The 24200-nt window shown below is 52.3% G+C and carries 21 protein-coding genes; 12 read left to right on the plus strand and 9 right to left on the minus strand.

Annotation, left to right across the window (positions count from 1 at the left end):
- Position 1: 1 nt before the first annotated feature.
- From ACFVVF_RS15805 to ACFVVF_RS15820, 4 genes are read right to left on the minus strand one after another with little or no spacing between them, the layout of a single operon-like run.
- Positions 2–1156 carry a YheC/YheD family endospore coat-associated protein gene (locus tag ACFVVF_RS15805; RefSeq protein WP_387811192.1) on the minus strand — a complete coding sequence of 385 codons (1155 nt, stop codon included), beginning with the start codon at positions 1154–1156 and terminating at the stop codon, positions 2–4.
- Entirely contained in the window at positions 1156–2532 is a 1377-nt protein-coding gene (locus tag ACFVVF_RS15810; RefSeq protein WP_387811195.1) for a YheC/YheD family endospore coat-associated protein, read from the minus strand. Before ACFVVF_RS15810 ends, ACFVVF_RS15805 begins: the two co-directional genes overlap by 1 nt.
- A complete protein-coding gene (locus tag ACFVVF_RS15815; RefSeq protein WP_387811197.1) occupies positions 2529–3752 on the minus strand; it encodes a YheC/YheD family endospore coat-associated protein in 1224 nt (407 codons plus the stop codon). The genes ACFVVF_RS15810 and ACFVVF_RS15815 overlap by 4 nt, the downstream gene beginning before the upstream one ends.
- Positions 3753–3763: 11 nt before the next feature.
- Positions 3764–5128: a YheC/YheD family endospore coat-associated protein gene (locus tag ACFVVF_RS15820; protein WP_387811200.1), complete on the minus strand. Its 1365-nt coding sequence runs from the start codon at positions 5126–5128 to the stop codon at positions 3764–3766.
- Between the two features lie 222 nt (positions 5129–5350).
- Between ACFVVF_RS15820 and ACFVVF_RS15825 the strand changes: the two genes are divergently transcribed.
- Positions 5351–5641, plus strand: coding sequence for a hypothetical protein (locus ACFVVF_RS15825; protein WP_387811203.1), 291 nt, complete (start codon positions 5351–5353; stop codon positions 5639–5641).
- 118 nt (positions 5642–5759) lie between these two features.
- On the opposite strand, the gene ACFVVF_RS15830 is transcribed toward ACFVVF_RS15825, so the two are convergent.
- Positions 5760–6104, minus strand: coding sequence for a helix-turn-helix domain-containing protein (locus ACFVVF_RS15830; protein ID WP_042165010.1), 345 nt, complete (start codon positions 6102–6104; stop codon positions 5760–5762).
- A 183-nt stretch (positions 6105–6287) separates the two neighbouring features.
- Here ACFVVF_RS15830 and ACFVVF_RS15835 point away from each other — a divergent pair, with 183 nt between their 5' ends.
- Both ACFVVF_RS15835 and ACFVVF_RS15840 read left to right on the plus strand, forming a co-directional pair.
- A complete protein-coding gene (locus ACFVVF_RS15835; RefSeq protein WP_387811206.1) occupies positions 6288–6770 on the plus strand; it encodes a hypothetical protein in 483 nt (160 codons plus the stop codon).
- 28 nt (positions 6771–6798) lie between these two features.
- Positions 6799–8133, plus strand: a complete 1335-nt coding sequence (locus tag ACFVVF_RS15840; RefSeq protein ID WP_387811209.1) for a DRTGG domain-containing protein — start codon at positions 6799–6801, stop codon at positions 8131–8133.
- 1403 nt (positions 8134–9536) lie between these two features.
- Here ACFVVF_RS15840 and ACFVVF_RS15845 read toward each other — a convergent pair.
- From ACFVVF_RS15845 to ACFVVF_RS15855, 3 genes are all read right to left on the minus strand, one after another.
- Positions 9537–9833 (minus strand): YtpI family protein, encoded by a 297-nt coding sequence (locus tag ACFVVF_RS15845; protein WP_387811211.1) that lies wholly within the window; start codon positions 9831–9833, stop codon positions 9537–9539.
- An 81-nt stretch (positions 9834–9914) separates the two neighbouring features.
- Positions 9915–10427 carry a sporulation membrane protein YtrI gene (locus ACFVVF_RS15850; protein ID WP_387811214.1) on the minus strand — a complete coding sequence of 171 codons (513 nt, stop codon included), beginning with the start codon at positions 10425–10427 and terminating at the stop codon, positions 9915–9917.
- A gap of 3 nt (positions 10428–10430) precedes the next feature.
- Positions 10431–10757 carry a YtrH family sporulation protein gene (locus tag ACFVVF_RS15855; RefSeq protein ID WP_042164994.1) on the minus strand — a complete coding sequence of 109 codons (327 nt, stop codon included), beginning with the start codon at positions 10755–10757 and terminating at the stop codon, positions 10431–10433.
- Between the two features lie 134 nt (positions 10758–10891).
- On the opposite strand from ACFVVF_RS15855, the gene ACFVVF_RS15860 reads away from it, so the two are divergent.
- From ACFVVF_RS15860 to ppk1, 9 genes are all read left to right on the plus strand, one after another.
- Entirely contained in the window at positions 10892–14590 is a 3699-nt protein-coding gene (locus ACFVVF_RS15860; protein WP_387811217.1) for a DNA polymerase III subunit alpha, read from the plus strand.
- A 208-nt stretch (positions 14591–14798) separates the two neighbouring features.
- Positions 14799–15293 carry a phosphatidylglycerophosphatase A family protein gene (locus tag ACFVVF_RS15865; RefSeq protein ID WP_387811219.1) on the plus strand — a complete coding sequence of 165 codons (495 nt, stop codon included), beginning with the start codon at positions 14799–14801 and terminating at the stop codon, positions 15291–15293.
- A 99-nt stretch (positions 15294–15392) separates the two neighbouring features.
- Positions 15393–15581 carry a hypothetical protein gene (locus ACFVVF_RS15870; protein ID WP_042164979.1) on the plus strand — a complete coding sequence of 63 codons (189 nt, stop codon included), beginning with the start codon at positions 15393–15395 and terminating at the stop codon, positions 15579–15581.
- Positions 15582–15623: 42 nt separating this feature from the next.
- Positions 15624–16514 carry an acetyl-CoA carboxylase, carboxyltransferase subunit beta gene (gene accD / locus ACFVVF_RS15875; RefSeq protein ID WP_387811222.1) on the plus strand — a complete coding sequence of 297 codons (891 nt, stop codon included), beginning with the start codon at positions 15624–15626 and terminating at the stop codon, positions 16512–16514.
- Complete coding sequence (gene accA / locus ACFVVF_RS15880) at positions 16504–17577, plus strand: acetyl-CoA carboxylase carboxyl transferase subunit alpha (protein ID WP_387811225.1); 1074 nt, start codon at positions 16504–16506, stop codon at positions 17575–17577. Before accD ends, accA begins: the two co-directional genes overlap by 11 nt.
- A gap of 102 nt (positions 17578–17679) precedes the next feature.
- Complete coding sequence (gene pyk, locus ACFVVF_RS15885; protein WP_387811228.1) at positions 17680–19434, plus strand: pyruvate kinase; 1755 nt, start codon at positions 17680–17682, stop codon at positions 19432–19434.
- A gap of 118 nt (positions 19435–19552) precedes the next feature.
- Positions 19553–20044: an acyl-CoA thioesterase gene (locus ACFVVF_RS15890; RefSeq protein ID WP_387811231.1), complete on the plus strand. Its 492-nt coding sequence runs from the start codon at positions 19553–19555 to the stop codon at positions 20042–20044.
- Positions 20045–20437, plus strand: a complete 393-nt coding sequence (locus ACFVVF_RS15895) for an FxsA family protein (RefSeq protein WP_387811234.1) — start codon at positions 20045–20047, stop codon at positions 20435–20437.
- A gap of 84 nt (positions 20438–20521) precedes the next feature.
- Positions 20522–22585: a polyphosphate kinase 1 gene (gene ppk1, locus ACFVVF_RS15900; RefSeq protein ID WP_387811237.1), complete on the plus strand. Its 2064-nt coding sequence runs from the start codon at positions 20522–20524 to the stop codon at positions 22583–22585.
- On the opposite strand, the gene ACFVVF_RS15905 is transcribed toward ppk1, so the two are convergent.
- A complete protein-coding gene (locus ACFVVF_RS15905; protein ID WP_387811240.1) occupies positions 22576–24111 on the minus strand; it encodes a Ppx/GppA phosphatase family protein in 1536 nt (511 codons plus the stop codon). The two genes, ppk1 and ACFVVF_RS15905, sit on opposite strands and share 10 nt — an antisense overlap.
- Positions 24112–24200: the final 89 nt, after the last annotated feature.

The raw sequence follows: 24200 nt of genomic DNA on the forward strand, positions 1-24200 counted from the left end.
CTTATGCGCCTCCTGCTTTTTCTGACTTCAGTTTGGTTAAATACGAGCTGTATTGAAAAATACGCTCCAGCGATTTTTGCCGGATGTGCGGCTCATCGAATTTCATGGGCTTCGAATTGGCTTCAAAAAACCAGATGTTGCCGGAGCTGTCGATGCCAAGGTCCATGGACATTTCTCCAAGCAGCTGGCCGGAGCCCCGTTCGATCTGCCTGGCGATCATCAGCGAGGTCTGCTTCGTTTTTATTAGTATTTTACGCGCCAGGTCGGCATTAAAAGAACTGACGAGCAGCTTCTCGGGATCTTCAATCATTCCGCCGCGAGGGACGTGGGTCGTAATGCTGGAGGAGCCTGCCAGACGAGCACCGATGCCGGTGACCTCCCATTTGCCGCGCTCATTTTTTTGCACGAGCGCACGCAGATCGAAACGGCGGTCATTGTAAGAGGCGAGCTGGATGCCCTGCTGGGCGATATAGGCCTCGCCTGCACTTTGCTTCTGAATGCGGGTCCAAAGCTTGCCCAGCGTTGCACAGTGGTAAGTGGCGCTTTTGCGGTCCTCTTGTATTTTCAGCAAATAAGGCAGCTGCTTCTCCGGTTGAACCTTGATCGTCATAATGCCTTTTCCCGCTTTTCCGCTTTCCGGCTTCAAGTAAAGATAAGGATGCTTTTGCATCATTTTGCCAAGACCCGATACGGTCATCAGCTTGCGGGTCGTCGGAATGAACGGCTTCGTTGTTTTGGATTGACGGAGCCATTCGAACAAATGCCATTTGTTGAAGAAGGACGGATTAAACAGCTTTACTCGCGGGTCTTTCGTGCAGGCAATGATTTTACTCCGGACTGACTTTTGCATCTCATCCTCACGCAGCGGAATCCGGTTGTAGATAATGTCCGGGAAAGGCATGAGCCGCTGCTGCCAGGCCTCGCTCACCTCATCATATACGTAGCCTTTTAAGCTGGAGCGGCTTAAAAATAAATTTTTGGCAGTCAGCACATAGACGATAAATCCGGACTGCTGTCCGGTCCGGATTAAATCGGCGAAATTGCTGCGGTTGCCTCGAAACAGCTGCAAATCGTCGTCAATCGTCAAGATGGCGAGCACGGGCCGGCCGGCCCGGATTGCGGCTACGCCTTCTTGTTCCGCAGTCAAGCTCTCCATCAGTCATCCCCTCCTTGAAACTTGCTCAAGTACAGGCAGTGCTCAATGATATAGTCGACAGAGGCGCGTCCCTCGGAGCGGAGGGAAGGATGCTTGAAGATTGAGCGTCCCGGCTTGGCATTGGCCTCGAACATCCAGATCTCGCCGTCTTTGTCGATGCCGATGTCAAGGCCAAGCTCGCCCAGCCGATGCGGATAATTGCGCTCAATCGCTTCAGAGAGCCGGATCGCGACTTCTTTCGCCTTTTCCAGTACCTCGCCCGATTTATCGTTAAAGGTCCGATTGAGTGCATGCTCCGGCGTCATGAGCGAACCGCCGTTTTTGACGTGGGTTGTTACGCTGCCCCGGCCGGCTTTTTTGGCGCCGATGCCCACAGGCACCCATTCGTTTTTGCCGTTCTTATGCATATGAAACCGGAAGTCGATTGGACAGCCGTCAATTTCAATCAGCCGGATGCCCTGCTGAACGACGTAGCCGCTCAGTGAGCTGCCATGGCGGGCTTGCAGCATCCGCATTAAGCTGTGAAAGTGAGTAAAACGCAGCAGCACGTTGCGGTCGCCCTTCCGGTAACGGGCGAAATAACCGCGCTTCGGATGGTAGGTCAAGCGGTAAATTCCGATGCCAAGACTGCCGGCAGTAGGCTTGAAATAAAGAAAATGATGCTTCTCCAGCAAGCCTTTTATTTTATCCGAGGTGGGGGCGGAGATTGATTCGGGCAAATGCTGCAGCGCCTCGGGATCATTGTCGAGCAGCTTATAGACATCTGATTTGTTGAAAAAGCTCCAGTTGAAGAATGGGATTTTACGGCGGACGAACCGTTCTCTCAGCGAGCTGATCATCGATGACGTCTCCGCTTTCCGGCTTGGCAGCCGGTTGTATACGACATCCGGGAGCGGGACGGTTTTACGGTACCAGCCGCCCTGCGAGTTCAGAAAATAGCCGTAGACGGTTTCCTGCTGCCAATTGATATCATGGGGCGTAAAGCCGAACATATAGCCGTTCCGTTCGCCTGAGCGGATGACCTGCTTAATAAAACCGGTCCGGCTTCCAAACGGCATGCTGTCCGTGGAGGGGGGGCCGCCGTCGCTTAAGATGCCGACGAGCGGCCCGAGCTGAACTTCGTTCTCGCCGGAATTCAGGACGAGAATTTGCCCCGTCTTCGGAACCCGGATAGACTGCCGGACACCGGCTGACAAGTATATATGGTTGCCCTGACGTTTTACCGTCTTAATGGCTGCGGTTATGACTTCCTTTCCCAGCTTCAAATGGACGGTTTTTTTGCCTGAGAGCTTCAATTCTTTGAGCAGCGGATTGGACAAGTAAATCACTCTGTCCGATTGTTGTGAGAAATGCACGTTGCAAGTTGTCGAACTCATGGATGAACCTCCTGAACGTTGTCTGTCCGAAGCCTTTTATGTTGCTCATCGGTACGGCCTATTGCAGATGCATTGGTTATTAGGGTTGGATACAAGCGTCGCGAAAGTAAGCGCGCGTATTGGAGCGGCCGTTCGATGGACAGCCGTTCGGCCTCCTTGTCGCCCAGCAGCCTCAGCGATGCTCTTCCGGGTCTGGAGTTGACTTCCAGCAGCCAGATTCGCCCGTTAGGCTCGATACCGAAGTCAAAGCCCAGTTCGGCAAGCCTGCCAAATCGCTCTTCCAGCTTTGGGGCAGCGTGCAGGGAAAGCCGTCTAATCTCGTTAAGCAGCTGCTGCGCCTTCTGTTTCCCAAAACAATCGGTCAAATAAGCGGTGGCGTCTGAGGCGCTGCCGCCTCCGTGAAGATTGGAAGTAAGCGAACCGCTTTTCCCGACCCGGACGGCTGTTCCAGTCAAAGCCCAGTGGCCCATGTGATCCTTTTGGATGAGAGCTCTAACGTCGAATGCATGGCCGTTCCTGTCTCTTAGCGCCAGATAAGGCTGACTGATATATGCGGTTTGGCCAACAAATCGTTCTCCCCAGAGAGCAAGAGCGGACCAATCTTCGAATGATTTCGCTATAGGCAGGTTGCGCCTCGTTCTTCCGTCCGCCAGCCATTGCCCCGTCAGCGGGTGGCGCCTGATATGGAGTACACCTTTGCCCTGCATGCCGGCAGCCGGTTTGAGAAACAATCCTTTGCCCTGTGCCTCCAGCTGCGGGAGCAGCTGTTCCAGCCTGTCAATGGGCTGAGTGAGCGGCAAGTGTCCGGCAAGAACGGCGTCCTGTCTCAAATAGCTGTAGATCTCCCATTTCGAGGGCAGGCTGCCGTTTAGTGAAATATACCGTTTCAGCTGACGGATGGCCGACAGCGCCTTGCGGCATTCCATCTGTTCTTCAAAGCTCGCGCAATAGCTTCTGTCGTAGACAATGTCCGGCAAAGCGCATGGCTCTGCCACCCAACGCCTTCCGCTATACCGGAAGCCGGACAGTCTGCCTGTTCGTTCCTCGAATTGGGCGGGAGAGAAGACGAACAATGCAATCCCGATCCGGGCTGCGGCTTCGCTTAACCGTTCGTAGAATCGCCTTTCGGGCATGGCTGCTGCGGTACCGGAGCTGCTTGAGTGAGCGGGCAATCTGACTGCTGCTACCAATATGCCGAGCTGAACGAGCAATGGAATCATGGCGCCCTCCGTTAAAAGCCCGATAGAAACCGGGAATATTGAATAACCATACGCACAGACGGACGGATTTTGTTGTCGGTCAGCGGAGTATTATCGTTTTTCGAAGGCTTGGAGTTGACCTCCAGCAGCCACACGCGCCCGCCAGTGTCAAGCGCAAGATCGATGCCAAGCTCGCCGAAATGGGCAGGAATTTGATTTTCGATCCCTTTGGCGATCAGCAGCGCTGCTTGCTGGAGACGGCTGGAAGCATCCGCTTTGCCAGAGGTTAAATTTGACTTCGCAACCGCTTCGCCCACTTTGCTGAGTGTACCGCCGCGTGCCAGGTTGGAGACGAAATGCTGGCTGCCGGCTGTTCGAGCGACGATAGACGTAATAGACCATTTGCCTGCTTTGTTTTTTTGCACCAGCGCACGGAAGTCGACCGGCCGTTTCTGAATTTCAATCAATTGCAGCCCTTGCTGAATTTGGTAGCGGACCGTTTTCATTTTTGTCGAGATTGTTGCATAAAGCTTGAGTAGGTTCGGAAACTGCTGCCGCCGGGAACCTGCTGTCGTCGCGAATAGTGCTTGATAACCGCTGCCTTCTGCCCGTGAGACGCGAATAATGCCTTTGCCAAGACTTCCTCGGACGGGCTTGAGAAAGACGTTGTCATAACGGGAAGACATGGCTTTCAGCATCGTGTAATTGCGCAGCAGATGCGATTCAGGCAAATAGCGGCTTACTGCAGCGTCCTTTTTGAGCGCGTCGAATACTTCGGTTTTATCCAGAAATTTCTCGTTAAAGACGGTCGTTCCGTGCTTTTGCTTGATTTCTTTCAAAAAATGCTGAACGTTGGCTTTGTTCTCCAGCTTGCGTGAAGTAAGCCGGTTGTTGACGATATCAGGAGCAGGTACGGCCGTTCGCCTCCAGCCGTCTGCATAAACCCAGCCTTCCACAGAATCCGTATTGCTGCCTATATGGTTGGGCGTGAAAAAATAGACATACCCGCCCTGAGCAGCGCAGCCGTCAACGAGTTCCCGGCAAAACATCGTAATTGAGCCAAACGGTTTGTCTGGCGCTCCGGGATAGTCACGGCTGATCAGCACGCCAATCAGCGGGCCGAGCAATAATGACGATGAACTTGATTTGTACTGCAGCCTTAGCGGTGTATTGCCCAAAATGCCCATTTTTTTAGCCAAACCCTGGCTAATGCGCATGCCGTCGTATTTAGCGACAGCAATGACTTTCACATTCTGCCGAAACGCTCCGAATTTTAGAACGACCGGCTGGCCCTCCGGAATTTTCCATTGCTTCAGCCAGGATTCGCCTAGCATAAGCGTATCGTCCGTGAGCATGCCGGGGCTGATCACCTGAACGGCAACTTTCGATTTAAGCATTGTAAATCTCCTTCCAAGCAGGAGGATGGCAGGAAGAAAGCCTGGGTGTTTTACACGAATTCCTTCATCATATGAGGACATCTATTCCTTGGTGATTCGCCGCTGGGCTGAAAATGAAGCGATTGGTGCCTGCGGTCATAATAGCGGGCCGCTGTTCATACAATGGTAGTGCGGACAAGTACAGCGAATTTTTGGAAGCGAACAAGCCGGGGAGTGAGATGGATGAAGGGTAAAGGCCGTCATGTATTATATTTAATAGGCGCAATTGCGATGCTAGTCTACGCGCTGCCGAAGCTCGATTTGGGCGCCCCTTGGGGCTTAACGAGCGCTTTTGGCTTGATTTGGGTAGGTTTTGCACTGATCGTAATCGCCGCCCATTTCAATGCGCTGCTTCTGATCAATGAGGCTAAGCGCAAGGAATTGGAGCGGATCCGCAGAGCGAAGAAGCGGATGTGGGAGCGGCAGCTTCAAAGGGTTGTTATGGGGCGTTCCCGTGACAGAGTCAAGGGCTAATGCTGAAAGCTGACTGGAAACAAGAACGATTGAAAAAGGCATGGATGCTGCCCCCGTGGCGGAGCTGCATCCATGCCTTTTTCATTTTTTCTAACAGCCTTGCGGCGAACTTGACTTGCTATTCAATGTCTTTGAAATGAATCAATTGCTTGACCAGTTTGTAGACGGCTTCTTGTTCCTTAAGGGTAAGCCCGTTCATCTGGTGCGCGATTTTATCGGCATAACTGCTGCCGGCTTCCATCGCTTTGGGAGGCACGCTGTTGACGATAAGCTCAAGCGGGCAGTTCAGCGCTCCTGCGATTTTGCCGAGTACTTCGACCGTCGGGCTTTTTTCGCCGCGTTCAACCTGGCCCATATAAGATGCATTGATTTCGGCGCGAAGGGCGAGCTGCTCCTGGCTGAGTCCTCTTTCTTTACGTAGATTGCGAATGTTTTCTCCGATGTAATGAGCGAATTTGCTCAAAGTCGTCACCTCAGCCTTAAGATAGTCGTTTAAGTGAAGAGCGACAACGTTCTATAGAGTATATAAAAAATAATTACTATAGTCATTGACCAAATTATATGCTTTTTATTATAATTGTGTAAAAAGGTTCTTTCTATTATCATCATTTCCTTAACAGGAACATTTTACAAGGGGATTTCCGATATGGTAGATGAGTTTGAGTTTTTCCGGAAAGTACAAACTTATTATCAGCATGTACCTTTCAACGTTGAGTTTACATATCGCGTGCTGCATAAGACGCATAAGACGGCGCAGGCGCTTGGCCAATTTTGCTGTAGAGTTGATCCGCATCAGCAGATTGTGGAATATAACATCAGTTTGGAATCCGACTATATTTCCAGACCGTTCAGCGAAAAGGTTTCTTTTCTATTCCCGAGCCAATATGCAGAAATTCCGCCGCAGCGTATCGTTATCGACCAGGTGCCAATCTATCAGTTGAGTTATCCTGTACCGATTCTGTACGACTGGAAAACGTTCATCATAGAAGGAGCTAACGAAGCGATAAGCCCGAACCGGCTGCAGCCGATTTTTGACAAGTACAAGCTGACTGGTAAAGACGGGGAATCCGTTGATGCCATGCTTAAGGTCGCCCGAGTTACTATTGACTGGTATAATGTACAGGGATAAATGCCATTCATGAGGGAGGAAACGGGGCGTGGAATCCGGAACAGACACAGGAACGAAGCGAGAGCAAATCTTGCAGCATATACAGGAATTGAAAATCGGAACACGAATATCGGTTCGCGCCATCGCCAGAGAGCTAGGTGTAAGCGAGGGTACTGCCTATAAAGCAATCAAAGAGGCGGAGAACGCCGGACTGGTCAGCACGAAGGAACGGATCGGCACGGTGCGGATCGACCGCAAGCGCAGAGAGGCGCTCGATCAGCTGACCTTCGGTGAAGTGGCTGAAATTGTGGAAGGACATCTATTCGGAGGCGCTTCCGGTCTAGAGAAGACTTTGCATAAGTTTGTGATTGGCGCCATGGAGCTGGACGCCATGCTTCGATATATTGACGAGGGAAGCCTGCTAATCGTGGGCAACCGTTCCAGTGCTCATAAGCGTGCTCTGGAGCAAGGAGCAGGCGTACTGATTACCGGCGGCTTCGAGCCAAGCGACGAGGTGAAGCTGCTGGCTGATGAGAAGGAGCTTCCGATCATCGCTTCCAGGCATGATACGTATACAGTCGCTTCGATGATTAACCGGGCGATGTATGATCGGCTCATTAAGCGTAAAATTATGCTGATCGAGGATCTGATGACGTTCAGCAAGCCGGCAGATGTTATGCGCGCTGACAATACGCTGGCCGATTTCCAGCGGCTTGTCCGGGAGACCGGCTATTCGCGCTTTCCCGTCGTAGATGATCGCGGGCGGGTTATTGGCATGATGACGGCCAAGGATGCTTACGGTTCACCGGATACGTATACGGTGGACAAATTAATGACCCGCCACCCGATAACTGCGGCTCCCAACATTACGGTGACGTCCGCGGCGCATACGATGGCGGCGGAAGGCATTGATCTGCTGCCGGTTGTTGACCGGCATCGCAAGCTGCTCGGTGTCATTACGAGGCAGGAAGTGCTTGATGCGATGCGTTTCGCCGGCAAGCAGCCGGAATCGGGCGAGACGTTCGAGGATTTGATGTGGACCGGGTTTATTGCCGGTGAGGATGCGGAAGGCGTACCTCACTACCGCGGCGTCATTACGCCGCAAATGTCGGGGCCTCTCGGCATGGTGTCGGAGGGTGTACTTGTTACGCTTATGACACAGGCGGGACGCCGCATGATCCGGGATACCGGCAAGCGCGATTTTTTGGTCGACGCGATGACGGCATATTTCGTTCGGCCGGTGCCCATAGACGGCGAGATTACGATTGTGCCGAGCGCCATGGAGCTAAGCCGCAAGTCGACGAAGCTGGAAATCGAGGTGCTGGATGCGAACGGGCTCGCTGCTAAAGCGATGATGACGGCGCAGATGATTGATCCTTATTAGAGTGGTTGGGCTGCCGAGGTTTCTCGGCAGCTTTTTTGTTGTGCGTAGCCACCGGGTCCAGTCGAGGGCGAGGTCGGGGGCGGGGAGCTGCGCCGAAGCCCGGGGTCGCTGCGCGTGTTGGTTCGTACGCCGAAGCCCGGGAACGCTGCGCGTTTTGGTCCGTGCTGCCGTTCTTGATTCCACTGTTATATCGCTTTTACGATAGAATGGATAGAACCTGCGAAAAGTCATCCCGAACTCAAAACGCTCCGCTCTCCCTGATTGCGCGATGAAAGCAGAGACCCCGCTGAGTACAATACATCGGAGCAACCCCAGTAAAAAGAAACCTACCAACCCTCGAACCCGTACTAGTACCATCACCCGCATACTCAGCACAGTGAACGAGGGAATGGTACTTTCAAATAGCTGTGGCAGAAGGAAGCTGCATTTCCGGTTGAGAATGCTGTAGCTGAACGGATCAAAATGTAAAAGTGCAGTTTGTTTGATGATTTTTCGCCGATTTAGCCCGTCAAAATGTAAAAGTGCAGTTTGATTGGCTGGAAAAACATAAATATAGCGATTTAGAAGGTTTTCAAATGTACTTTTGCATTTTGAAGGCTGTTTTGGTTAGTTTTAGGCTTATCAAAATGCACTTTTGCATTTTGATTGTTACTTGGGCACGGAAAGCGAGCGTATGGCGATCATTTGGCAGCTAGGCGGGGCACTGCGAAATTCGAAGATCGCATTCAAAATGTAAAAGTGCAGTTTGTTTGATGATTTTTCGGCGATTTAGCCCGTCAAAATGCAAAAGTGCAGTTTGATTGGCTGGAAAAGCATAAATATAGCGATTTAGAAGGTTTTCAAATGTATTTTTGCATTTTGAAGGCTGTTTTGGTTAGTTTTGGGCTTATCAAAATGCACTTTTGCATTTTGATTGCTAGTGGGCGCGGAAAGAGAGCCTATGGAGTTCATTGGCAGCTATGCGTCACTGCGAGATTGCGAGATCGAAGTCAAAGTCAAAGTGTACGTTGATATAGCCTCAGCAGCAACCTGGCCGAAATCGTAGCATCGTTCTGCAGTAGTTTTTAAAAGTAAATTTTCTTCCCTGTACCGTGCTGAAAGTGCTGATTTTAGTGTTGGTGCTCGCGCTTTCAGATGTGTTCTTGAAGTGTGTTGCATTTAACGAACTGCCTTGTACTTTATCGCATAATTGAGGGAGAGCGGAGCGTTTTGAGTTCGGGCTGATTTTTCGCAGGTTCAATCCATTTTTCATCGTGAAAGCGATGATCACAATGGAATCAAGAATGGCAGCACGAACCAAAACGCGCAGCGACCCCGGGCTCAACAGCGACTGACTATACTAACCAAAATTCCAAGTCATCCTGAACCACCCAGCCGGAATCCGGCTGGGTGGTTCAGGATGACTATTGCTGCATCGTGCGGTAGATGCTGTGGTTGCGGAGGCCTGCGAATAGGTTGAACAGGCCGAGCACGAGGAAGATCGAGCCGATAACGATGCGGGCAGTTGATTCATTGGACAAAAACAGCTGAACGGCGGCGATGAATATGAGCATGATGCCCATGCTTATATTCATTCGGGAAGCGTTTAAGCCGCGTGCACGCGCATCCGGCGAGCGGCGCGAGCGAAAGCTGAACAGGACGGTTAGCGCAAGCGAGATAATGATGCAAGGCGCGAACACGAATTGAATAATGGAATTCATTGCGGCGAGACAGCTCCTTAACTGGTTATTGACGCTATTGTAGCATGAATTGCCAAATAAGGAGAAATGGGCTGTCCCCGGCTAACTGGGCGGCCGGTCATACAATCGCACCTTTACCCACACCTGGAGCACGTTGTCGACGACAAGCATCGTGTTGATTGTGACGGTATAGTTTTTTTCAAGCACGTCGGAATATATTTTTTGGCTAAGCAGCTTGCGGGCGAACTGAGCGTCTGAATCAATTTCATAGATGCTTTGTCCAATAAAGACGGACAAGTCCTTTTTAATCCGCAGCAGCAGCTCGGCCTCGGTCACTTTGTCGAGTACGGGCTTTTTTTTGTCCCCAGCCTCTTCCTCAATACGGGGCACGACGCTTTTGATGACGGTATGCTGCTTGCTCAGTTTTTTCCATTGCTTGATGTCGGATTCGTATTGATCCAGCTTCATTTCCAGATCGCTCTTCAAGCTGATGAGCGCTTCGAATTGAGCGTGATAGATGGAGCTGTAGACGGCAGCGCCAATGATCATCCCCGCCAGCAGCAAGCCAAGCCCCCGCATCGCACCTACATATTTATCGAACTGTGGAACGCGCATTCCTTATGTCGCTCCTTTGCATATCAGCTTAATCAGCTCCGTTCCGATATGCGCTCCGAGAAAAGCGGCACCGATGTAGCCGATTTGCAGGACGGCTGGGGACAGATGGCCCTCGACAAAGTTGCTTTCAATGACCCTCATCGGATCGATAGAGCCGCCGACGGCGGCGACGATTGCCCATATTTTCAAATTGACCGCGGTGTTGACCATCATTGTCGTCGGGGGTGTGAGTAAGAAAACCGAGCCGACGCCTGCCAGCATGGAGCCGCCAATGACGACGCCGAAGGCGATAAAGAAATCGAGTCCTGCTTTCGTTAAAAAGTAATTCAAGTGCGCACACCTGCCTTTTTCATATCAAACCGAAGTGATGCCTGTCCGGCCCTTTATCCCATTCTATGGGCGGTACTGCGGGTATTATGATAAAATAGAAGAATAGAATAGCGAGCGGTAGGGGAGGGTTCGGGATGAACGGCAACGAAAGCGGTCAACACTCATCATTTGTACACTTGCATGTCCATAGCGAATACAGCTTGCTCGACGGTGCCGCCCGTATCCGCGATTTGGCGGCCACTGCGGCCAGCCTGGGCATGAAGGCGCTCGCGCTGACGGATCACGGGGTTATGTACGGGGCTATTCCGTTTTACCGGGCATGCGTGGAGCGGGGAATCAAGCCGATTATCGGCTGCGAAATGTATTTTACAGCGGGCTCGCGTAAGGAAAAAGGAACCCGCAAGGAAAATCCGATTTATCATTTAATTTTGCTGGCCCGGAATGAGACCGGTTATAAAAATCTGATGAAGCTGTGTTCAATCGGCCATTTGGAGGGCTTTCACTATAAGCCGCGCATCGATCTGGAGACGCTTGCTGCCCATTCGGAGGGGCTGGTATGCCTGAGCTCCTGTCTGCATGGCGAAATCTCGCAGCATCTGCTGCATGACCGGACGGATGAGGCGCGCGCAGCAGCACTTCGCTATAGAGCCATATTTGGCGACGATTTCTATCTGGAGCTGCAGGATCACGGCATGCTGGAGCAAAAGAAAGTCGCAATGGCGATGATCGAGCTTGCACGGGATACCGGCATTAAGCTGGCAGCGACGAATGATGTCCATTATTTGACGCAAGCGGACGCCGAAGTGCAGGATGTGCTGCTCTGCATCGGAACCGGCAAAACGGTCGAGGATACAGACCGCATGCGGATGGGAACGAATCAGCTTTATATGAAAAGCGGAGAAGAGATGGAGCTCTTGTTCCGCCATGTGCCGGAGGCGATTGCCAACACAGCGGAAATCGCCGATAAATGCGGCTTTGAGCTGACGTTTGGACGTGCCGAGCTGCCGGTGTTCCGGCCGGTGCCAGGCGGCATGTCTTCTGCTGATTATTTGGCGAAGCTTTGCCAGGATGGTCTTCACGCCAGATACGCCGGTCTTCCGGAGTGGACAGACGGCTCGGATACTCGCAAGCAGGCCGAAGAGAGGCTCGCTTACGAGCTGTCCGTTATCGATAAAATGGGCTTTAACGATTACTTCCTGATCGTATGGGATTTCATCCGTTTTGCCCATGAGCAAGGTATCCGAACCGGCCCGGGCCGGGGCTCGTCAGCGGGCAGTCTCGTTGCATATACACTGCGTATTACCGACGTTGATCCGCTGAAATACAAGCTGTTGTTCGAGCGGTTTCTCAATCCGGAGCGGATTACGATGCCCGATATCGATATCGACTTCAACGATGAGCGGCGCGACGAGGTTATTGCTTATGTCACTGCCAAATATGGCGACGATCATGTCGCGCAGATTATTACGTTCGGTACGATGGCTGCTAAAGCTGCGGTTCGCGACGTCGGAAGAGCTATGAACGTGCCGTTCGGCGAGGTAGACCGCGCCGCCAAGCTGATCCCGAATCAGCTCGGCATTACGCTGGAGGAGGCGCTGCGGCAAAGCGACGGGCTGCGTGACGCATGTGAGCGCCAGCCGAAGACGGATGCGATGCTGAAAATGGCGCTGAAGGTGGAGGGGATGCCGCGGCATGCCTCTACTCATGCGGCCGGCGTTATACTGGCCGGCGGACCTTTAACCGATTATGTGCCTCTCCAGTCAGGCGGCGAGAATGCCGTGCTGACGCAATATTCAATGGAGCATCTGGAGGCGATCGGCCTTCTGAAAATGGATTTTCTCGGGCTGCGCACGCTGTCGATTTTGGAGCGTACGCTGGGCTGGGTTAAGCAGCAGTACGGCAAAAGCATCGATTTCCGTCACATCCGGGACGATGACCCGGCAACTTATGAGATGCTGGGGCGCGGCGAGACGATGGGGATTTTCCAATTGGAGTCCACTGGCGTCCGCCGGGTGCTGCGGGAGATGAAGCCGTCCGGGTTCGAGGATATGATCTCGGTGCTGGCGCTTTACCGTCCGGGTCCGATGGAATTCATTCCGAAATATATACAAGGCAAACACGGCACGGTAGAAGTGACGTATCCGCATCCTTCGCTGGAGCCGATTTTGGCCGATACGTACGGCATTATCGTTTATCAGGAGCAAATTATGCAGATCGCCTCAACGATGGCGGGCTTCTCGCTTGGTGAAGCGGATTTGCTGCGCCGCGCCGTATCGAAGAAGAAGCGCGAGGTGCTGGATGAGCAGCGCGCCCATTTCGTTCAAGGCAGTCTCGGACAGGGCTACTCCGAAGACGATGCGAACTTGGTCTACGATATGATCGTCCGTTTTGCCGACTATGGCTTTCCGCGCGCCCATGCGGCTGCGTATGGCGTTCTGGCCTTTCAGACGGCCTGGCTGAAAGCTAATTATCCGGTTCCGTTTATGGCGGCGATGCTGGCCTCGGTAACAGGTAATCAGCGGAAAACCGCAGAGTATGTGGATGAATGCCGCCGGATGGGCATTGGAGTGCTTCCGCCGGACGTCAACGAAAGCGGCGTTACCTTTACACCGGTAGAGGGAGCGGTCCGGTTCGGGCTGGCTGCCGTTAAGAACGTCGGCACGCAAGCGATCGAAGCGCTGGAGCGGGAACGTACCGGCCGGCCGTTCGAAAGCCTGCTGGATCTTTGCCGCCGAGTTGATTTGCGCGTCGTTAACAAACGGGTGCTGGAATCACTTATTCAAGCCGGAGCGCTTGATTCGGTGCCGGGCCACCGTGCGCAGCAGCTCGCCGTACTGGAAGAGACGGTAGAGGCGGCGTTGAAATGGCGCAAGGAGCGGGAAGAGCTGCAAATCGAGCTGTTCGGGTTCGACGAAGTGCAGAACTGGGATATCGAGATGCCGGATATTCGTCCTTACACAGCGGGAGAACAGCTGGAGCTGGAGCGTGAGCTGCTGGGACTGTATTTGTCCGGCCATCCGCTCGATGCTGTACAAGAACAGCTTGAACCGCTGGGACTGGAGCGCATGGTAGACTTGAGCGAATTAGCGGAGGGAGCATCTGCAATTGTAGGTGCCAGAATTGTTTCGCTGAAGCCGTTCATGAACAAGAAAGGCAATGCAATGGGTTTCCTGGAGTTGGAGGATCGCATCGTGCGGGTGGAGGCTGTCGTCTTTCCTGCGGTATGGAAACGATGCTCAGATCGGCTGGAAAAAGGCGGACTCGCTATCGTCTCAGCAACCGTACAGCATCAGGACGATGAAGTGAAGCTCATCGTCGAGGATGTTCTGCCGATTGAACGGGTCGGCGATCAGGCCCAAAGCATGGCTGAACAAGTGCGTGTCATGCGCCGTCAAGCGGCTTCCCGCGCATCTCGAATGGCCGCTGGGGCTGGCCGTGCGCCTGCTGCCCAGACTGCTCCGGCGCAGCAGGCGCGGCCAACTGCTGTCCAGACTGCTACGGTGCCGCAGGCAGCAACAAGGCAATCAGAAGGTAAGGCAGCTGCTCCGGTCGGGGAGCATCCGGCCGAGCCGGTCCGTACCTCAGCGGAGCCGCGCAAGCGCCAGCAGCAGCGCGTCTATATTAAAATCAGTGCAGCCAGTGAACAGACTGGAGCGCTGGGCAAGCTGCAAAGCTTGCTGGCAGGCCATAACGGGCCGCTGGACACGGTGCTTTTTTACGAGCGGAGCCAGAAGTCGATTGCACTAAACGACAGCTACCGGGTGAAGCCGTCTCCTCAGCTGTTCACCGCTATTGAACAGCTGCTTGGTCCGGGATCGGTGGCGGTTAAATAGACGGCCGCTCGTCCGAAATATTTTCGAGTACGGGCAATTCTCATGCACAACCGGCCGGCCTCCCGCATACATTTAGAGATACAAGCGGCAATAAGGGCGGGTGCAGCGTCAGGCGCCACTACTTGCGGTCCGGTGCTGAAACGCCTGCCTTTTTTGCCCGCAGCTTGCGTCGCGCCATGACGTACAAGCATTTGCGGGAGGAATCGACATGACATCCGGAATTGAGAATTGGCTATTGAAGCGCGGAGTAAGCGTGGACGACATTGCGGAAATCGTATATTCGCTGCAGCGCCCCTATAACCCGGATCTGAATATCGCGGAATGTGCGGAGAGCGTCCGGGCTGTGCTGGGCAAGCGGGAGGTGCAGTATGTGCTGTTTACAGGCATTGCGCTGGATGAGCTTGCCGAGCGGCGATTGCTGCCCGAGCCGTTGCAGGCAATTATGGAAACCGATGAATCTTTATATGGCGTTGATGAGACGCTGGCGCTCGGAATTACGAATGTTTATGGCATGATTGGCTTGACGAGCTTCGGATATTTGGATAAAGTAAAGCCCGGCATTATTCGCCAGCTCAACTTGAAAGGCGAGAAAATTCACGTCTTTCTTGACGATCTTGTGGCCGGACTTGCGGCCGCCGCATCGGCGAGAATTGCCCACCAGGACCCGAAGGCGCACCGATATGATTTGCCGGATTCCCCATGACTATGGTATCATTGTGACATCATATGGCCTGTTGCCGACGCTTGCAGGCAGGAGCTTACGTCTGAGAGGTCGGCGCAACGTTTTTCAGGGGGTACCATAATGTGGACGGTCATTTACATCGCACCCACCGCAAAAATCGCGGATAACATCAAGAAGCGGCTTACGGAAGAAGGATTTCTCGTAAAGGTCCGTCCTGTTAATCTGTCTAAACAGCAATATGAGATTTTGGTCCCGTCAGGCGAGCTGGAGGAAGTACAGGAAGTTTTTAATTCCATCATCCAGCCGTAATGGACAACCATATACTATTGCGCCTTGAGAGGTGTCACTACTGTGCAAATTAAGGACTTATTTTCGAAAAAGAAATACGCGACCATTCCTTCGGGATCGGCCTCGGCGCCTGAACGCCCGAAGCGTGACATTCCGGAAGGCCTAATGAATAAGTGCTCCAAATGCGGCAATATTCAGTATAGCAAAGAATTGGATAAAAATTTAAAAGTATGCTCGTCATGCGGGCATCATTACCGTCTGAGCGCTTGGGAACGGATCGGAATGACGCTTGATGACGGGCGTTTGCATGAGTACGATGCCGATATGGTATCGGTCGATCCGCTTGAATTTCCGGGTTATGCCGGCAAGCTTAAGCAGCAATATGAGAAAAATCCGAACTTAAATGAAGCCGTTGTCACGGGCGAAGGCACGATCGGCGGATTTCCAATCGTCGTCTGCGTCATGAGCTTCGACTTTTTCAGCGGCAGCATGGGCTCGGTCGTCGGGGAGAAGATTACCCGGGCGATTGAGACCGCACATGCCAAGCAGCTTCCGCTGCTCATTTTCTCCACCTCAGGCGGGGCACGGATGCAGGAAAGCATTCTCAGCCTGATGCAAATGGCCAAGACGAGCGCTGCGCTCTCCAAGTTCCAAGGAGCCGGCGGACTGTTCATCTCGGTGTTTACCGATCCGACGATGGGCGGGGTTTCGGCTAGTTTTGCGAGCCTTGGCGATTACAATTTGGCCGAGCCTGGAGCACTTGTCGGGTTTGCCGGCCGAATCGTAATTGAACAGACGATCCGCCAGAAGCTGCCTGACAACTTCCAAACGGCTGAATTCAATATGCAGCATGGCCAGCTTGATATGGTCGTGCACCGCAAGGATATGAAGCATACGTTAACGAAGCTGCTTGATATGCATATCGTAAGGGAGGACTTGTCACATGCCGAGTGAACAAAAGCTTCCGTTCGAGAAGCCGCTCAGTGATTTGCGGGACAAGATTGCGACGCTGAAGAAGCTTGCCGAGAATAACGGCATGGACTTCACGGAAGAAATCTTGCGGCTTGAAGAGAAATGCAAGCAGATGGAAGAAGAGCTGTACAGCGAAATGACGGCCGCGCAAAAAATGCATGTTGCCCGTCATCACCAGCGTCCAACCTCGCTTGATTTCATTCAGGCGATATTTACGGATTTCATGGAGCTGCACGGCGACCGTCTGTTTGCAGATGATCTTGCGATTGTCGGCGGTTTAGCCAAGCTTAACGGCTTGCCGGTAACGGTTGTCGGCCATCAGCGCGGCAAGGATACACGCGACAATATCGCACGTTTCTTCGGCAGTCCCCATCCGGAAGGCTTCCGCAAGGCGCTTCGTCTTATGCAGCAAGCGAATAAATTTAATCGCCCAATCATTACCTTTATTGATACGAAAGGCGCTTACCCCGGCAATACGGCGGAGGAGCGCGGCCAATCTGAAGCGATTGCGCGTAACTTGAGGGAAATGGCGGGCTTCGGCGTGCCGATTATTTGTGTTGTAATCGGCGAAGGCGGAAGCGGCGGCGCGCTGGCGCTTGGCGTCGGCAACCGGGTGATCATGCTGGAGAACGCGATTTATTCTGCAATCTCGCCTAACGGTGCTGCATCGATTCTTTGGAAGGATGCTTCCAAAGCGGACGTAGCAGCTGAGGCGATGAAGATTACAGCTAAAGATTTGCTGGAATTCGAGATTATTGAGGATATCGTAGCCGAGCCGCAGGGCGGAGCCCATCGCGATCTGGTGTTTACCGCTGATCAATTGAAGGAGAAGCTGTGGCTTCATCTGCAGCAACTGCTTCAACTGACACCGGAAGAGCTCATCGAGGACCGTTACCAGAAATTCCGCAAAATCGGTGAATTCAGCATCGTTGAACGGGCTGAGCAAGTCCCTGGAGCCGCTGAGCTGCAGCAGGAAATTGCTCCGTCTGCAGAAGGCGAGCAGGAGCCGGCTTCGGGAATTGAAGCGGAATCGGCGCAAGTATAAAAAGCAACGGGCGGCATTTACAGCATTTTCACTGTACAAGCCGCCCGTAATATTGTAATTTTATTAATGACCAGTAGGCCCTTAAACGGAGGAAACTTAACAATGCGCAAAACTAAAATCGTATGTACGATCGGACCATCCAGTGAATCGCTGGAAAACACGAAAAAGCTGATTAATGCCGGCATGAACGTAGCCCGCCTTAACTTTTCCCACGGCGATTTCGAAGAGCACGGCAACCGTATTAAAAACATTCGCCTGGCGAACCAAGAACTCGGTACTTCGGTAGCGGTACTTCTTGATACAAAAGGACCAGAAATTCGTCTCGGCAAACTGAAAAAAGAGCCGATCGAACTCGTTCAAGGCGACACAATCGCATTGACGACGGAAGAAATTCTGGGAGACCGCACACGTATCCCGGTTACTTATGACAACTTGCCGAATGACGTAACGGTCGGTTCGACAATTCTGATTGATGACGGCCTGATCGGCCTGACTGTTGAAGAAGTGAAAGGCACAGAAATCATCTGCCGCATCGTCAACAACGGCCCGATTAAGAGCAAAAAAGGCGTTAACGTTCCAGGCGTGAACATCTCGCTGCCAGGCATTACGGAGAAGGATGCGAATGACATCATCTTCGGTATCGGACAAGGCATCGACTTCATCGCGGCTTCGTTCGTCCGCAAAGCAAGCGACGTATTGGAAATTCGCGAGCTGCTTGAGCGTCACAATGCAAGCCACATTCAAATCATCTCCAAAATCGAGAACCAGCAAGGCGTAGACAACCTCGACGAAATTCTTGAAGTGTCTGACGGCTTGATGGTTGCCCGCGGCGACCTTGGCGTAGAAATTCCGGCTGAGGAAGTGCCTTTGGTACAAAAATCGATGATCGCAAAATGTAATCGTGCAGGCAAGCCGGTTATTACGGCGACACAAATGCTGGATTCGATGCAGCGCAACCCGCGCCCAACTCGCGCTGAAGCGAGTGACGTAGCGAACGCTATTTTCGACGGCACGGATGCAATTATGCTTTCCGGTGAGACAGCTGCCGGCAAATATCCGACAGAATCGGTTCAAACGATGGCTCGTATTGCTGAGCGCGCGGAAGCGGCTCTTGAATATCGTGAAATCTTCAAAAAACAAGCAAACGCGCAACAGACGACAGTTACGGAAGCGATCAGCCAAGCGGTTGCCAATTCCGCACTTGATCTGAACGCGAAAGCGATTGTAACTTCGACGCAAAGCGGCTTTACAGCTCGCATGGTATCGAAATACCGTCCGAAATCGCCAATCATCGCGGTTACTAACGATGAGAAAGTGATGAAGAGACTGGCACTGATCTGGGGCGTAACACCAGTTCTTGGCGCTGATGCTCAAACAACAGACGAAATGGTTGAGATCGCAGTTGAAGGCGCGCAAAGCACCGGCTTGATCGCTCTTGGCGATACGATCGTCATTACGGCAGGCGTACCGGTTGGCCGCGCTGGCACAACGAACTTGATCAAAGTTCATCATATCGGCGAATTGCTTGCACAAGGACAAGGCATTGGCAGTCAGACGGCTACTGGCAAAGTTGTTGTAGCACGTACGCCGGAAGAAGCAAATGCTAAAGTTGCAAAAGGTGACATTCTCGTTACCGTATCGACGGACCGTGAATTTATGCCTGCTTTTGAAAAAGCAGCAGCTGTTATTACAGAGCAAGGCGGCATTACCAGCCATGCTGCGGTATGCGGCATCAACCTGGGCATTCCTGTTATTCTCGGAATCGCAGGAGCAACTGAATTGCTTCAAGACGGATTGGAAGTTACGCTTTACGGCGAAACTGGCTTTATCTACTCCGGACAATCTAAAGTGATGTAATTTCATAGTCTCTACAATTTGTAGGGAATAACAGAAGCGAGGGTGCGATAAGCACCGTCGCTTTTGTTCAAAATAAGGGCTGCAGGGCGGTACTGTCATGAAGGAAGGATGTCGAATAATGGCGGACAATCAATGGTTCGTTCATCCGCTTCGGGTCCGGTATCAGGAAACCGATCAGATGGGCGTCGTTTTTCACGGCAACTATGTTACGTGGTTTGAAATTGGCCGGACGGAGCTCATCCGAGCAGCTGGCTATGACTATAGATCGATTGAACAACAAGGTCTATTGCTTCCTGTCGTTGATCTGCAATGCCGATATGAGCAGCCGGCGCGCTATGATGATCAGGTGCTGGTCTGTACGAGGATTGCAGACTTTTCTCCGATAAGGCTTGCTTTCGAATCGCAGGTGCGCCGCGTGGATACGGAGCAGTGGCATGCGGGAAGCTATGGATCAGAGGAGGAATTGCCTGGTGAACGGCTCGTAAGCGGAGGAACCCGGCATGTGTGGGTGAATGCCAGCTGGCGGCCTGCCCGCCTCGACAAAGGGCTGCCGGAGTTATATGAATTGCTGCGCGCTTGGCCGCGTAGTGAGCAAGGGGAGGGCATGTAATTGGCAAAATGGATCATTGCAGCCGTCATTCTTATTCCTGCTGCGGAGTTTTGGGGCATTGTGCAGGTTGGCAACCGTATCGGCGGTTGGAACACCTTTTTTCTCATCTTGCTAATCAGCTTGCTTGGCGCTTATTTGGCTCAGATGGAAGGGCGCAAAGTATGGTTTGAAGCACAGCGTCTTATGCAAGAAGGGCAGATACCAGGTGTTATGCTGCTTGACGGTTTATGTGTATTGGCGGGCGGACTGCTGTTATTTATCCCCGGTTTCTTCAGCGATATATTTGGTATTACGCTGCTTCTTCCGCTAACCAGACCGTGGTACAGGAAGCTGCTGCTTGGCTGGCTGGAGAAAAGAATGCGAAATGGTAATTTTACGATAGGAAGATGGTAGGATTTACTTCATATTTACAATTCATTAACATACCAATAATAGTCATCCTGCATAATAGAGACATAACAGGGGAGGAGTCTGTTCATGAGTAAACAATTGTCCCACTATGTCAATAGGGATTTAAGTTGGATGGAGTTCAATCGAAGAGTGCTCCAAGAAGCGCAGGATGTCAACAATCCGCTGTTAGAGCGGGTGAAGTTTCTGGCGATCGTATCCAGCAATTTGGATGAGTTTATGAGCGTACGGGTAGCGGGCATTCAAGATCAGATTCGCGCCGGTTATACGCGGACAGACTTTACGGGCTATACGCCTGCCGGTCTATGGAAGCGGCTGATTAAACGCTCCACTCAGATGGTGCAGGACCAGTACAAAACCTACCGGGAAGTATTCCGGGCGCTCGGCCGCGAAGGCATTTCCATCCGTTCGATTGATGAATTGACCATATCGCAAAATAAAGCGGTATCCGAATATTTTCATGAAATTGTATTTCCGGTTCTCACACCGATGGCAGTTGATCAGAGCCGGCCATTTCCGCTGTTACATACGAAAGAGCTATATTTATCTGTATTGCTAAGCAAAAATAATGAGCCAGAAGATGAAGAACCGTTGTTTGCAATCGTTCAAGTGCCTTCGATTTTACCGCGCTTTGTTCCTTTGCCGGGACGGATGAACAGTAAAAAGACGGAGTTTGTGCTGCTGGAGGATATTATCGAGCAATACATCGATACGATGTTCAATGGCTATACGCCAATTGCCGTCCATCCATTCCGTTTGACTCGGAACGCTGACCTTTCGCTGAATGAGGATGATGCGGAAGATTTGCTCGCGGAAATTGAGAAGGAATTGCGCCGGAGACGGTGGGGGGTACCGGTTCGTCTGGAGGTTGATAAGGGCATGCATCCGTATGCGCTTGAGCTGCTGAAGGAAGAACTGGAGATCGAGGACAATATAATTGAAATCGATGGACCGCTTGACTTGAGCTTTCTAATGAAATTCTCGTTGACGATTCCGGGTCATGACAATTTGCGCTATGAGCGGCTGGAGCCTGTCTATCCTCAGGAGTTTGAGGAAACCGACGATATGTTCGAGGTTGTCAGACAACGGGATGTGCTGATGTATCATCCATATGAATCTTTTGATGCGGTTAACGATTTCGTGCTGCAAGCGGCCTATGATGATGATGTATTGGCGATCAAAATGACGCTTTACCGTGTGAGCGGTCATTCCGCGCTCGTTCAAGCGCTGGCCAAGGCTGCAGAGTCAGGCAAGCAGGTAACCGTCGTCGTTGAGCTGAAGGCAAGATTCGACGAGGAGCGCAATATCGCATGGGCAAGACAGCTTGAGAAAGCTGGCTGCCATGTCGTATATGGCCTTGTAGGCTTGAAGACGCATGCCAAAATTATGCTTGTCGTCCGCCGCGAGCAAGGCACGCTTCGCCGGTATGTGCATGTCGGCACCGGCAATTACAATGACAGCACAGCGACATTATATACCGATATCGGTTTATTTACCTCGCATCCGATCATCGGCGGTGATGCTTCCGCCTTGTTCAATGAGGTGACTGGCTATTCTTCGCCTTATGACTGGAAAGCGTTTGGCGTGGCGCCAACTGATTTGAAAGAAAAGCTGTTCAGACTTATAGATCGCGAGCGGGACAATGCCCTCGCAGGAAAACCGGCACGGATTATAGCGAAGATGAATTCGCTCTCCAATCAGGAGATGATCGATAAGCTGTATGAGGCTTCTGCGGCAGGTGTCTCTATTGTATTGATCGTAAGGGGCGTATGCTGCTTGCGGCCGGGGGTGCCGGGACGGAGTGACAATATTAAAGTCATCAGCATCGTTGACCGGTTCCTGGAGCATGCGAGAGTGATGTATTTCAACAACGGCGGGGATGAGGAAGTGTACCTGTCGAGTGCAGACTGGATGACGCGTAATTTAACGCGGAGAATCGAGCTGATGTGCCCGGTATTTGATCCTGAGCTTCGGAGAACGCTCATTAATATGCTGCAGCTCAACTTGAATGACAATGTCAAAGCAAGAGAACTGCAGCCTAACGGTTCGTATTCGCATGTCGTTAATGAGCTGCTGCCTTTCCGCAGCCAGTTTGCCGCTCGTGCTATCCCGCAATGGAAGAGCTACGTGTAATCCATCTCATCCAATAGCGGAGTTACGCCCCATAATTTTTTGAAGTCGGAAGACAGTTCGTCGACTTCCTGACTTTCTAATGTAAGCGATCCGCTGAAACGTACGGGCCGCAGAAGAAGCTGGCCGCCGGGGGCATATTCGATTTCCAGCCTGCCGATGGCCTGCGTTTCGCTGCGATCCAGCGCAGCGGCCAGCTGCAGCAGCGTTCCTAGCTTATAGACCGCATCGAAGTCGGTTTCATTCAGCAGTTCTTTGTAATCATTGAGCTGCTGACGAACGCGGTTCTTGCTTTTATAAGAGGCAATGGCGCCGATCATCAAGATTTCACGATGGGACAATCCGTTGAGATGCGAGTTGACGATTAAATAAAACGTATGCTTGGCGTACTCATAGTAATCGATGGACCCGCCGATGCGGAACAGGCTTGAAGCAGTGTCCAGCAGTATGCGCTCTCGGCCTGCAAGCAGATGAGACGGATGCAGCTCATCAAATAGCTGCAGAGCGAGTCTATTCACTTGCATGACATGCTGCTGCGGTACCGCAGGGTGAAGGGCGCTTAAATTGTGCACGCTGAAGGCCAGCGGATTTTGGTGCTTTGGACGACCGGGAAAGCGGGTATCGTGGAACAGGCCGTCACGCAGTCCGGAACCGCAAATCCGGTAATGCGAAGCTTTAATTGTCCGGTACAAAAGCCTCATGACAGCGAGGCCAGGTACGATTACATCGACCCGGTCTTTGGACAAGCCCGGAAATTTGCGGCGTTTATCCAGCGGGGTGCGGTACAGTTCATTGAAGAGCTCGTCTACCGCCACGCCGGTCATCGGGTAGTTATGAGTTTGTGTGAACGGATATTTGACAGCCGCTTGGTGAACCTTGCCTAGTGCGCGGGCTGTTCCTCCTACGCCGATTAGAGGCAGGGAAGGATGCTTCACCAGCCAAGGCACAGCTGCAACAGCTTCTGCGACATAGCTCTCCAGAGCCTGCAAGCCTTCATCCGTCAGCATGCCGCCTTTAGCTGCAAATTTCCGGTGAAGATTGACGCAGCCAAATGGAAAAGAAAATGATTGAACGAACTCACGGCCTTGGAAGAGCGATACCTCGGTGCTTCCGCCGCCAATATCAACAAGAAAGCCGTCTTGGACGTCCATCGCATTGATCATGCCGAGAAAGCCGTAATTTGCTTCATCCTCGCCCGACAGCAATTCAATGGCGATGCCGCTTTCCGACTCGATGGTCTCAAGCACTTCGTCCCGGTTCGCAGCATTGCGAATGGCGGCTGTCGCAACGGCTCTAATATGGCCGACCCGGTTATGCGCGCAGATCAGGCGGAAATGGTTCAAAGTGCCGAGTAATTCACGCAAGGCTTCTTTCGTTAAGTTGCCGTTGTCGTCGATGCGCTCGCTTAGGCGAGCCGGCCGCTTGCTGCCGTCGATGACTCTATGCGCTCCGTTTGCCGTCCGCTCGTAGATAACGAGCCGGACGGAGTTGGAGCCTATATCGATGATGCCGATTCGTTGTTCCGTCATGTTAGGCCCTCCGCCACTATGAAAATAGAGTTGGTCGTCTTTTGATTTATTCATTCTAACATAATTGGCAGAGGCGGGCGATGAAAGGA

This window comes from Paenibacillus sp. NPDC058174 (assembly GCF_042883865.1).
In the GTDB taxonomy this organism is placed as follows: Bacteria; Bacillota; Bacilli; order Paenibacillales; family Paenibacillaceae; genus Pristimantibacillus.

What these genes read in the sequence shown, in the direction of transcription:
- ACFVVF_RS15805 (WP_387811192.1), bottom strand. Translation starts at nt 1,156, where the DNA reads ATGGAGAGCTTGACTGCGGAACAAGAAGGCGTAGCCGCAATCCGGGCC.
- ACFVVF_RS15810 (WP_387811195.1), bottom strand. Translation starts at nt 2,532, where the DNA reads ATGAGTTCGACAACTTGCAACGTGCATTTCTCACAACAATCGGACAGA.
- ACFVVF_RS15815 (WP_387811197.1), bottom strand. Translation starts at nt 3,752, where the DNA reads ATGATTCCATTGCTCGTTCAGCTCGGCATATTGGTAGCAGCAGTCAGA.
- ACFVVF_RS15820 (WP_387811200.1), bottom strand. Translation starts at nt 5,128, where the DNA reads ATGCTTAAATCGAAAGTTGCCGTTCAGGTGATCAGCCCCGGCATGCTC.
- ACFVVF_RS15825 (WP_387811203.1), top strand. Translation starts at nt 5,351, where the DNA reads ATGAAGGGTAAAGGCCGTCATGTATTATATTTAATAGGCGCAATTGCG.
- ACFVVF_RS15835 (WP_387811206.1), top strand. Translation starts at nt 6,288, where the DNA reads ATGGTAGATGAGTTTGAGTTTTTCCGGAAAGTACAAACTTATTATCAG.
- ACFVVF_RS15845 (WP_387811211.1), bottom strand. Translation starts at nt 9,833, where the DNA reads ATGAATTCCATTATTCAATTCGTGTTCGCGCCTTGCATCATTATCTCG.
- ACFVVF_RS15850 (WP_387811214.1), bottom strand. Translation starts at nt 10,427, where the DNA reads ATGCGCGTTCCACAGTTCGATAAATATGTAGGTGCGATGCGGGGGCTT.
- ACFVVF_RS15860 (WP_387811217.1), top strand. Translation starts at nt 10,892, where the DNA reads ATGAACGGCAACGAAAGCGGTCAACACTCATCATTTGTACACTTGCAT.
- ACFVVF_RS15865 (WP_387811219.1), top strand. Translation starts at nt 14,799, where the DNA reads ATGACATCCGGAATTGAGAATTGGCTATTGAAGCGCGGAGTAAGCGTG.
- ACFVVF_RS15870 (WP_042164979.1), top strand. Translation starts at nt 15,393, where the DNA reads ATGTGGACGGTCATTTACATCGCACCCACCGCAAAAATCGCGGATAAC.
- accA (WP_387811225.1), top strand. Translation starts at nt 16,504, where the DNA reads ATGCCGAGTGAACAAAAGCTTCCGTTCGAGAAGCCGCTCAGTGATTTG.
- pyk (WP_387811228.1), top strand. Translation starts at nt 17,680, where the DNA reads ATGCGCAAAACTAAAATCGTATGTACGATCGGACCATCCAGTGAATCG.
- ACFVVF_RS15890 (WP_387811231.1), top strand. Translation starts at nt 19,553, where the DNA reads ATGGCGGACAATCAATGGTTCGTTCATCCGCTTCGGGTCCGGTATCAG.
- ppk1 (WP_387811237.1), top strand. Translation starts at nt 20,522, where the DNA reads ATGAGTAAACAATTGTCCCACTATGTCAATAGGGATTTAAGTTGGATG.
- ACFVVF_RS15905 (WP_387811240.1), bottom strand. Translation starts at nt 24,111, where the DNA reads ATGACGGAACAACGAATCGGCATCATCGATATAGGCTCCAACTCCGTC.